12 protein-coding genes are annotated in these 10,132 nt (G+C 71.9%); 1 reads left to right on the forward strand and 11 read right to left on the reverse strand.

Going from position 1 to position 10,132, the window contains the following annotated elements:
• Positions 1-32: 32 nt before the first annotated feature.
• The 7 genes from tatC to VLJ82_RS13905 form a co-directional block, all read right to left on the reverse strand.
• On the reverse strand, positions 33-944 hold the full coding sequence (tatC, locus tag VLJ82_RS13875; protein WP_408663951.1) for a twin-arginine translocase subunit TatC: 912 nt from the start codon (positions 942-944) through the stop codon (positions 33-35).
• A complete protein-coding gene (locus tag VLJ82_RS13880; protein WP_408663952.1) occupies positions 941-1,135 on the reverse strand; it encodes a hypothetical protein in 195 nt (64 codons plus the stop codon). Before VLJ82_RS13880 ends, tatC begins: the two co-directional genes overlap by 4 nt.
• A gap of 11 nt (positions 1,136-1,146) precedes the next feature.
• The gene (locus VLJ82_RS13885; protein WP_408663953.1) at positions 1,147-2,091 is read right to left on the reverse strand and encodes a helix-turn-helix transcriptional regulator; all 945 of its coding nucleotides are present in this window, start codon (positions 2,089-2,091) and stop codon (positions 1,147-1,149) included.
• Entirely contained in the window at positions 2,088-3,113 is a 1,026-nt protein-coding gene (locus VLJ82_RS13890; RefSeq protein ID WP_408663954.1) for a helix-turn-helix transcriptional regulator, read from the reverse strand. Before VLJ82_RS13890 ends, VLJ82_RS13885 begins: the two co-directional genes overlap by 4 nt.
• An 80-nt stretch (positions 3,114-3,193) precedes the next feature.
• On the reverse strand, positions 3,194-4,552 hold the full coding sequence (gene pafA, locus VLJ82_RS13895; RefSeq protein ID WP_408663955.1) for a Pup--protein ligase: 1,359 nt from the start codon (positions 4,550-4,552) through the stop codon (positions 3,194-3,196).
• Between the two features lie 74 nt (positions 4,553-4,626).
• A complete protein-coding gene (locus VLJ82_RS13900) occupies positions 4,627-5,334 on the reverse strand; it encodes an anti-sigma factor family protein (RefSeq protein WP_408663956.1) in 708 nt (235 codons plus the stop codon).
• A complete protein-coding gene (locus VLJ82_RS13905) occupies positions 5,331-5,864 on the reverse strand; it encodes a sigma-70 family RNA polymerase sigma factor (RefSeq protein ID WP_408663957.1) in 534 nt (177 codons plus the stop codon). Before VLJ82_RS13905 ends, VLJ82_RS13900 begins: the two co-directional genes overlap by 4 nt.
• 205 nt (positions 5,865-6,069) lie before the next feature.
• Here VLJ82_RS13905 and VLJ82_RS13910 point away from each other — a divergent pair, with 205 nt between their 5' ends.
• Positions 6,070-6,558 carry a ubiquinol-cytochrome c reductase iron-sulfur subunit gene (locus VLJ82_RS13910; RefSeq protein WP_408663958.1) on the forward strand — a complete coding sequence of 163 codons (489 nt, stop codon included), beginning with the start codon at positions 6,070-6,072 and terminating at the stop codon, positions 6,556-6,558.
• Between the two features lie 11 nt (positions 6,559-6,569).
• Here the strand turns inward: VLJ82_RS13910 and prcA are convergent, their stop codons facing one another.
• The 4 genes from prcA to dop all read right to left on the reverse strand — a co-directional run.
• The gene (gene prcA / locus VLJ82_RS13915) at positions 6,570-7,493 is read right to left on the reverse strand and encodes a proteasome subunit alpha (protein ID WP_408663959.1); all 924 of its coding nucleotides are present in this window, start codon (positions 7,491-7,493) and stop codon (positions 6,570-6,572) included.
• 60 nt (positions 7,494-7,553) lie between these two features.
• On the reverse strand, positions 7,554-8,420 hold the full coding sequence (gene prcB / locus VLJ82_RS13920; protein ID WP_408663960.1) for a proteasome subunit beta: 867 nt from the start codon (positions 8,418-8,420) through the stop codon (positions 7,554-7,556).
• Positions 8,417-8,623 carry a ubiquitin-like protein Pup gene (locus tag VLJ82_RS13925; protein WP_408663961.1) on the reverse strand — a complete coding sequence of 69 codons (207 nt, stop codon included), beginning with the start codon at positions 8,621-8,623 and terminating at the stop codon, positions 8,417-8,419. Before VLJ82_RS13925 ends, prcB begins: the two co-directional genes overlap by 4 nt.
• A gap of 159 nt (positions 8,624-8,782) precedes the next feature.
• Positions 8,783-10,132 (reverse strand): depupylase/deamidase Dop (gene dop / locus VLJ82_RS13930; RefSeq protein ID WP_408663962.1); only part of this gene is annotated, 1,350 nt, incomplete at its 5' end.

Raw genomic sequence — 10,132 nt, forward strand, 5'->3', positions numbered from 1 at the left:
GTGCCCGGCCCGGATCACCGGGCCGGCGCCGGTCAGGGCAGCTCGCTCCATTCCGAGCCCTGCCGCCGGCCGGGGCCGGACAGCCGCTCGGGCAGCGGGTCCACCGTCGAGGCCACGTCGTCGGGCAGCTGCTCGGCCTCGGCGGCGGCCTCCCGGCGGGCCCGGCGCCGGTCGTGCAGGAAGCACCACAGCACCGCCAGTTCGAACAGCAGGCACATCGGCACCGCCATCGCGGTCATGGTGAACGGGTCGGTCGACGGGGTCGCCACCCCGGCGAACAGGAAGATCAGGAAGATCCCGATCCGCTGGCCGCGCTTGAGCAGCGAGTACGGCAGCACCCGGGCGGCGTTGAGCATCACGATCAGCAGCGGCAGTTCGAACGAGGCCCCGAACACGGTGAGCATCAAGATCACGAACGAGATGTAGTACGTGACGTCCAGGCCCGCCTGGGTGCCGCTGCCGGCCTGGGTGATCAGCACGTCCAGGCCCTTGTACAGGGTGAAGTAGGCCAGCCCCATGCCGGCGGCGAACAGCGCGGTGGAGGCCGCGACGAAGGCCACCGTCCAGCGCCGCTCGTTGCGGCGCAGCCCCGGCGTGACGAACGCCCACAGCTGGTAGAGCCACAGCGGCGAGGTGAGGATGGCGCCGGCCACCACCGAGACCTTGAGCCGGATGGTGAAGCCGTCCAGCGGCGCCCGGAACAGCAGCTTGCACTGCTCGGCGCTCTGGTTCAGCGCGCCCAGCCGGTGCTCGTAGGGCACGTTGCAGTAGGGCTGCTTGAGGATCGTCAGCAGCGGGTTGTAGACCAGCCAGCCGACCACCGCGCCGAGCGCGACGATGATCATCACCACGATCAGCCGTTTGCGCAGCTCGCGAAGGTGGTCCAGGACCGACATCCGGCCCTCGGGGTTGCCCTTCGCCGAGCGCCGGAGCCACCGGGTCATCTAGACCGTTCCGCCGAGGCCTGCAGGCGGGCCCCGAGCTGTGCCAGGTCGGCCGCCAGCTGCTGCAGCCGGGCCTGCTCGACCTGCAACCGCCGGGTCTTCCAGCTGATCTCATAGCCGACGAAGCCGAGCACCACCAGCGCGAACACGACGGCGAAACCCCATGCCGCAATAACGATCCAAGCCTGCATGACCGCCCAGCTTACCGATCGCGATAGGCGGCCAGCGCCTGCGCGGCTGCTGTCTGCACGTCGCGGGCCAGCCAGTCCGGCGCCAGCACGGTGACCGCTCCCCCGGACCGCCGGACCAGCGCGGCCACCCAGGTGGGGTTGGCCACCCGCAACGTCACCCGCAGGCTCGCGCCGTCCGGGGTGACCGTCTCGCACGGGTAGTAGTCGCCGACCCACTCCCAGCCCGGGCCCAGCCGCAGCTCCACCAGCAAGTGCTCCGGCGCCGGCCGGTACACCCCGGCGCTGACGTCGGTGAGCTGCACGTCGGGCGGCACCCGGGCCGGCTCGTCGAGCAGGACGGCGTCCTCGATCCGGTCGATCCGGAAGATCCGCATCGCCCCGGCCCGGCGGCACCACGCCTCCAGGTAGCCGATCCCCTCGGCGACGAACACCCGGACCGGGTCGATCACCCGGTGGGTGGTCTCGTCCCGGGCCGCGGAGTAGTAGTCCAGCTCGACCGCGCGGCGCTGCTCGACCGCCTGCTGGGCCAGCTGGCCCCACCGGTCCCGCCCGGTCAGCCGGATGTCGACCGCGTCGGGATCCAGGTGCTGCCCGGCGGCGGCCTCGATCTTGGTCAGCGCCCGCTCGGCCGCCCCGCCCTGGGTGGCGCCCGGCACGTCGGTCAGGGTGCGCAGCGCCACCGCCAGGGTCATCGCCTCGGTCGAGGTCAGCTTCAACGGCCGGCTCAGCCCGCCGTCGTAGGTGACCGACACGGTGTCGCCCTCGAACATCAGGTCGATCAGGTCCTCCGGCCCCGAGCTGCGCCCGCACATCCAGAGCATCTCCAGCTCCTTGCGCAGCTGGGCCTCGTCGATGCCGAAGGTGGCCGCGGTCTCGCTGATCGAGGCCACCCCCTGGGTGACGATGTAGGGCACCAGGGCCAGCAGCCGGGACAGCTTGTCGCTGGTGTCGGTCATCGCCGGCCGCCGCTGGACGCGAGATCCCCGGCAGGTGCCGGTCGCCGGTCCCGGGCCGGTGACCCGCCGGCGGCCCCTTCCAGCAACCGGACCACCGCGGCCACCAGCTCCGGCGGGTCCAGCGCCACCGCGTCCGCCCCCACCCCGGCGACCAGCCCGGCCAGCCGCTCCAGGTCGCGGTAGTCCAGGCTCAGCTCGTCCCCGTCGGGGGTGCTGTGCACCTGGCGGGCCTGCCGGCGCAGCTGGCCACCCCGGCCCGGGGCGACCCGCACCCGGGCCAGCTGGTCGGGCTGGTAGTGCGCACCGCGCACCAGCTCCAGCATGTCCAGGTCCTCCGGCCGGCTGGTCTCGGCGGCCGCGGCCAGCGTCCGGACCTCGCCGACCAGCCGGTCCAGCCGGAAGCTGCGGACGTCCCCGCGCCCCCGGTCGTGGCCGACCAGGTACCAGCGGCCCCGCCAGGACAGCACGCCCCAGGGCTCGACGGTGCGCTTCTCCGGCGCCGGCGCCGACTGCTTGCGGTAGCCGAACTGCACCACCCGCCGCTCGGAGACCGCCGTCATGAGATCGGGCAGCGCCGGCTCGCTGCCGGGCAGCGGCGGCAGCGCGTCCGCGCCGGGCGGCTCCTCGATCTCGATGCCGGCCGCACGCAGCTTGATCAGCGCGGTGCGGGCCTCGGTGGCCAGCGAGGCGGTCTGCCACAGCCGGCCGGCCAGGCCCACCGCGGCGGCCTCGTCGGCGGTGAACTCGATCGGGGGCAGTTCGAAGTCCTGCCGGGCGATCCGGTAGCCGTCCTCGGTGTCGAAGACGGAGTTGCGGCCGGTCTCCAGCGGGATCCCGAGCTCGCGCAGCTCCGCCTTGTCCCGTTCGAAGCTGCGCTTGAACGCCTCGTCCGGGTTGGTGGAGTCGGAGGAGACCTCGTAGCCCTCGACGGTGTCCCGAATCCGCTCAGCGGTGATGTACTGCCGGGTCGAGAGCAGGCACAGCACCAGCGACACCAGTCGCTGCTGTCGCCGGGCCGCCATGTCCGACAACGGTAGGCGACGCCCGCGCCCTGGCCGCGCGCCACCCCGGGCGGGCTGCTGGGAAGGTCCGCCGCCGCTGCTCACATCGAGGCAATCAGCTTCTCGACCCGGTCGTCGACCGCTCGGAACGGGTCCTTGCACAGCACCGTGCGCTGCGCCTGGTCGTTCAGCTTGAGGTGGACCCAGTCCACCGTGAAGTCCCGCCGGGTCTCCTGGGCGCGCTTGATGAACTCGCCGCGCAGCTTCGCCCGGGTGGTCTGCGGCGGCACGCTCTTGGCCTGGAACACCGCCAGGTCGCTGGTCACCCGGGTCACCGCGCCGCGGCCGGCCAGCAGGTAGTACAGCCCCCGGTCGCGCCGGATGTCGTGGTAGGTGAGGTCGAGCTGGGCGATCCGCGGCGAGGACAGCGGCAGGTCGTAGCGTGCCCGGTAGCGCTCCAGCAGCTGGAACTTCGTCGCCCAGTCGATCTCGCGGTCGATCAGGCTGAGGTCGCCGGACTCGACCGCCTTGAGGGTGCGGCCCCACAGGTCGAGCACCTGCTCGGTGACCGGGTCGGAGCCGGTGGCGTCGACGAACGTGCGGGCCTTCTCGTAGTACTCCCGCTGGATCTCGGCGGCGCTGGCCAGCCGGCCGCTGGCCAGCTTGATCTGCCGGCTGCCGGTCAGGTCGTGGCTGATCTCGCGGATCGCCCGGATCGGGTTCTCCAGGGTGAGGTCCTTGAAGGTGATGCCCTGCTCCATCATCCGCAGCACCAGGTCGGCGCTGCCCACCTTGAGCAGGGTGGTCGACTCGTTCATGTTCGAGTCGCCCACGATCACGTGCAGCCGGCGGTAGCGCTCGGCGTCGGCGTGAGGCTCGTCCCGGGTGTTGATGATCGGCCGGGACCGGGTGGTGGCCGAGGAGACGCCCTCCCAGATGTGCTCGGCCCGCTGGCTGAGGCAGTACACCGCGCCGCGCGGCGTCTGCAGCACCTTGCCGGCGCCGCAGATCAGCTGGCGGGTGACCAGGAACGGGATCAGCACGTCGGCCATCCGGCTGAACTCGCCGTGCCGGGCCACCAGGTAGTTCTCGTGGCAGCCGTAGGAGTTGCCGGCCGAGTCGGTGTTGTTCTTGAACAGGTAGATGTCGCCTGCGATGCCCTCGTCGTTGAGCCGCTTCTCCGCGTCGATCAGCAGCCCCTCCAGGATCCGCTCGCCGGCCTTGTCATGGGTGACCAGGGACAGCAGCGAGTCGCACTCCGGGGTGGCGTACTCGGGATGGCTGCCGACGTCGAGGTAGAGCCGGGCGCCGTTGCGCAGGAAGACGTTGGACGACCGCCCCCAGCTGACCACCCGCCGGAACAGGTACCGGGCCACCTCGTCGGGGCTGAGCCGGCGCTGACCCTCGAAGGTGCAGGTCACACCGTATTCGTTCTCGATGCCGAAGATACGTCGCTGCACCAGACCAGCCTAGCCAGCGGCGCGGCGAGATGCGCGCCTTGTGATTGCGACAAGCGAATACATTTTCCCCGCCGTTACAGGCGCAACCGCAGCACCGTGTTGCCCTGGTCGTCGGCTACTTCGATCTTGCTGATGTTCTGCCGGGGCCAGGGGCTGGCCCGGGTGATCTGGACGTCCTCGCCGGGTTGCGGGGTCCAGCTGCCCAGATTCACCGTCTCGCCGCGCCGGTTGTAGATCACCATCCGGTACGACGGGGTCCAGCCGTGGGGGTAACCGCCGTCGGAGTGGTACCCGCAAGCCAGCTTCACCCGGGTGTCCGAGCCGGACCCGATCAGCTGGATGGTGGCATACACGCCCTCGGGATCCGGCCCGACCGGCTGCATGGTCAGGGTCTGCGGCTGGTGCGCGTGCTGCCAGCCCAGCACCCCGGCGGTGGCCAGCACGGCCACCAGGCAGGCGGCCGCGGCCGCCAGCACCCCGAGCCGCCAGGTACGCCGGCGCCGGCTGGCGGCCGCCTCGCGGAGCAACCGGGGCAGCAGCGTGTCCGGCGGCAGTTCCGGTTCCCAGGCCGAGACGTCGGCCCGGGCCAGCACCGCCGGCAGGTCGCCGAACCGGGCGGTCCGCTCCTGGCAGAGCGGGCAGCGCGCCAGGTGCTGTTCGAAGGCGGCCTGCTGCCCGGGCTCCAGGGCACCCAGCAGGTAGGCGGCGTCGTCGAACTCGTACCGGGCGTGCTCGGCGGCAAGCTCCGGGGCGAGCCGGTCGCTCTCGTCCGGGCCGGTCACGGCAGTGCTCCCATCTCGTTGAGCGCGAGTTTGAGGGCTCGCAGGGCGTAGTGCGAGCGCGACTTCACGGTTCCCTCCGCGATCTGCAGGCGTTCGGCGGCCTCGCGCACGCTCGAGCGCCGGTAGAACAGCTCCACCAGCACGGCCCGGTGCTCGGGGCTGAGCCGCAGCAGCGCGTCGGCGATCAGCCGGGACTCCACCAGGGCGTCGGTGGGGTCGACGGCCGAGGATTCTGGAACGGCCGCGACCAGCTTCTCCGGACGCACGCTGCGGGCCCGCCACTCGTCGATGACGATCCGGCGGGCCACCGTGTACAGCCAGCCCCGGGCGGCGCCGGACTGCTCGGCGGTGAAGGCCGGGTTGTTGGGGTTGCGCCAGGCGCGCAGCAGGGTCTCCTGGACCACGTCCTCGGCGGCCTGCCGGTCCCCGCCGGTCAGCCGGACGGCGAAGGCCCACAGCGCGGCGGCGTGCTCGTCATGCAGGGCCTGCAGGACGTTCCGCTCGTCGACCGCGCCGCGATCGACTGGCATCGGAGCTCCTCGGGTGTCGGCTGGTCCGGGCGGTGGCGCTTTCCGGCAAGGAATACGGCGCGGGGCGCCGGCTGGTTCACCGGGAGGTGTGACGGAGTCCATCCTGCTCCCGGATGAACCGATCCGCCGGTAACTGCGTTGGCACTACAGAAGGGGTGGTATCGCAACGGCGGTGCCCGCACGCCGCACCGACCGGAGGCGATGGATGAGCTCAGCACACGACGACGGCCTGATGACCGGACGGGGCATCAGCCGCCGCTGCCTGCTGGCCGTCGGCGCCGTCGGCATCCCCGGCATGGCCCTGGCCGCCTGCTCACAGGCGTCGCCGGAGGAGCCGGCCGGCGGTTCCGGCACCTCGGCAGGAGCCGGGTCGTCGGCGGGTGCCGGATCGTCCGCAGGTGGCGGCAAGCCGCTGGCGAAGCTGTCCGACATCAAGGTGGGTGAGGCGATCTCCGCTACCGGCCCGGACGGCGGCGACATCATTATCGTCCGGCCCACCGAGACCACCGTCACCGCCTTCTCGGCGATCTGCACCCACGAGGGCTGCACGGTGCAGCCGGCCGGCCAGGAACTGGACTGCCCGTGCCACGGCTCGGTCTTCGACCTCAAGGGCGCCGTGCTCAACGGGCCGGCGACGCGGCCGCTGCGGACGGTAGCGGTGAAGGTCTCGGGCGAGAACGTGGTGGCCGGCTGACTCCCGGCTGACTAGCCGTTCTGGCCGTCGGCGCCGTTCTGGTCCGGTCCGGCGGGCGGCTCGGGCTGTGCCGGCGCCGCGCCGTCCGGCCCGGTGCCGGTGGCCGGAGTGACTGGGGTGTCGGGGCCGGGCGGGCTCTGGTCCTCAGCGCCTGCGGCACCCTCAGCGCTCGCAGTGCCCTCAGTGCCTGCGGTGCCTGCCACGCCTTCGGCGCCCGCTGTGCCCTGGGTGCCCGTACCGGCCGGCAGCAGGCTGCTCAGCGCCGGGCCGACGATCCGGCGGAACTTGCGGTGCCCGCGGTTGCGGTCCAGCACCGCCACCTCCAGGCTGTCGGCGACCAGCACCCGGTTCGCGCCGCCCTCGCCGCCGACCGAGCCGAGCGCCTGCACGGCGACCGCCACCGCCTCGGCCAACGGCAGGTTCACCCGGAAGGACTGCCGCAGCGCGCCGGCCACCGTGTCGGCCTGGCCGCCCATCACCAGGAAGTCCGGCTCGTCGACGATGGTGCCGTCGTAGGAGAGCCGGTAGAGCTGGTCCTGGCCGGCCGCCGGGCCCACCTCGGCCACGCACAGCTCGACCTCGTACGGCTTCTGCTGCTCGGTGAAGATCGAGCCCAGGGTCTGGGCGTAGGCGTTGGCCAGCGCCCGGGCGGTGACGTCGCGGCGGTCGTAGGAGTAGCCGCGCAGGTCGGCCAGCCGGATGCCGGCCACCCGCAGGTTCTCGAACTCGTTGTACTTGCCGACCGCGGCGAAGGCGATCCGGTCGTAGATCTCCGACACCTTGTGCAGCGCCGAGCTGGTGTTCTCGGCGACGAACAGCACCCCGTCGGCGTAGGTCAGCACGACCACGCTTCGGCCGCGAGCGATTCCCTTGCGGGCGTACTCGGACCGGTCGCGCATGATCTGCTCGGCCGAGGCGTAGAACGGCATCGACATGGAATGGTCTCCGGAAGTAGGGGCGGCTGCTGGCGGCGGGCGTGCGGGACGGGCCGGGGGTCAGGCACCCGGGGTGGCGGCGCGGCGCTCCAGCAGGGCCCGGATCATGGTGTCCAGGGTGCTGTCGGCGATCCGGCGGGTGCCGTCGGCGGTGGCGGAGAAGACGACCGGGTAGATGCGCCGGGTCAGGTCCGGGCCACCGGTGGCCGAGTCGTCGTCGGCGGCGTCGTAGAGGGCCTCCACCACGACCGACACCGCCTCCTCCTCGGTCAGCTGCGGGCGCCAGAGCTTCTTCAGCGCGCTCTTGGCGAACACCGAGCCCGACCCCACCGAGTGGTAGTACTGCTCCGGGTACCGGCCGCCGGTGACGTCGTAGCTGTAGATCCGGCCCGCGGAGGCCGAGCCCTGGACGGCGGCGCTGTCGATGTCGTAGCCGGCGAACAGCGGGACCACGGCCAGGCCCTGCATGGCCGCGCCCAGGTTGCCCCGGATCATGGTGGCCAGCCGGTTGGCCTTGCCGTCCAGGGTCAGCGCGGTGCCCTCGATCTTCTCGTAGTGCTCCAGCTCCACCTGGAAGAGCCGGACCAGCTCGACCGCGATGCCGGCGGTGCCGGCGATGCCGACCAGGGAGTACTCGTCGGCGGCGAACACCTTCTCGATGTCGCGCTGGGCGATCAGGTTGCCCATGGTGGCCCGCCGGTCGCCGGCCATCACGACGCCGCCGGAGAAGGTGGCGGCCACGATGGTCGTCGCGTGGACGGACCCGGCGGCGGACGGCATGGCAGCTCCCCCCGAGCCGGTCAGCTGCGGCCGGTGGCCGGGCAGCAGCTCCGCCGCCGCCGCCGAGAGGAACTCGACGAACGACGACGAGCCGGGGGCGGTCGCGTAGCGCAGGAGTCCGAGGTTGTCGCCGGCCGGTCCGCTCACTGGCCACCCTTCTGCACGAAGCTGCGGACGAAGTCCTCAGGGTTGGTCTCCAACACCTCGTCGATGTCGTCGAGCAGCGCGTCTACGTCGTCGCTGAGCTTCTCGTGCCGCTCGGCGACGTCGGTGTTGGTCTCCTCGGCCACCTCGTCGACCTCGGAGCGCTGCTTGGTGGGACGGGTCTGCCCACCCTCGTGACTGGCCATGATTACCTCCGCACATACCCGCCCGGCGGCGAGTACCTCTCGACACTAGTAGTTCGTGCCGCCAGGTCGCGCCATGCACCAGGTAATTGCCGGTTGAAGACAGCATGCCCGAAGACAGCCGCTCGGAGGTCGGCACCGGCCGGACGCGCCGACCCGGGGTCAGCGGCCGAGCAGCTCCTGCACCAGTGACTGCGCGGTCGGGCACCGGTCCAGCAGCTCCTGCACGTGTGCCTTGGAGCCGCGCAACGGTTCCAGGGTCGGCACCCGCACCAGCGACTGCTGCCCCACGTCGAAGATCACCGAGTCCCAGGACGCCGCCGCCACCGCGTCCGGGTAGCGGCGCAGGCACTCGCCGCGGAAGAAGGCCCGGGTGTCCGACGGCGGGGTGTTCATCGCCTCGACGGCCTGCTCCGGCTCGATCAGGGTGCGCATCGAGCCGCGCTGGACGAGCCGGTGGTAGAGGCCCTTGTCCGGCCGGAGGTCGGCGTACTGCAGGTCGATGGCGTGCAGCCGGGGCGAGGACCAGGCCAGGCCGTCGCGCTCGGCGAAGCCGGTGAGCAACCGCAGCTTGGCCACCCAGTCCAGCTCGCCGGCCAGCAGCATCGGGTCTTCGGCGAGCCGGGTGAGCACCGACTCCCACTCGGCGAGGACCTGCGCGGTCTGCGGGTCGACGTCGCTGCCGTAGCGGTCGTCGACGAACTTGCGGGCCCGGTCCAGGTACTCGCCCTGCAGCTGCACCGCGGTCACCGTCCGGCCGTCGGTCAGCCGCATCAGGTGCCCCAGCGACGGGTCGTGGCTGACGGCGCGCAGCTCGCGGACCGGCTCGGCGATCCGCAGGTCCTCGCCCAGCCAGCGGCTCTCGATCATCGCCAGCACCAGCGAGGTGGTGCCCACCTTGAGGAAGGTGGACAGCTCGGCGAGGTTGGCGTCGCCCAGGATCACGTGCAGCCGCCGGTACTTCTCGGCGTCGGCGTGCGGCTCGTCGCGGGTGTTGATGATCGGCCGCTTCAGGGTGGTCTCCAGGCCCACCTCGACCTCGAAGAAGTCGGCGCGCTGGCTGATCTGGAAGTCGTGCTGGTGGCCGTCCTGCCCGATGCCGACCCGGCCGGCGCCGCAGATCACCTGGCGGGTCACGAAGAACGGGGTGAGCTGGCTGACGATGGCGGCGAACGGGGTCTGCCGGCTCATCAGGTAGTTCTCGTGCGCGCCGTAGGAGACGCCCTTGTTGTCGGTGTTGTTCTTGTAGAGGGTGATGGTGGTGCCGGACAGCCGCTCGACCTGCCGGGCGGCGGCGGCCATCACCAGCTCGCCGGCCTTGTCGAAGCGCACCACGTCCAGCGGCGAGGTGACCTCAGGCGTGGAGTACTCCGGGTGGGCGTGGTCGACGTAGAGCCGGGCGCCGTTGGGCAGCACCACGTTGGCCAGGCCCGCGTCCTCCTCGTCGTCGAGGAACTGCTCGGCGACGTTGTTCGGGCCGGACAGGTCGAAGCCGCGGGCGTCGCGCAGCGG

Source organism: Jatrophihabitans sp., from assembly GCF_035474675.1.
Lineage (GTDB): Bacteria > Actinomycetota > Actinomycetes > Mycobacteriales > Jatrophihabitantaceae > Jatrophihabitans_A.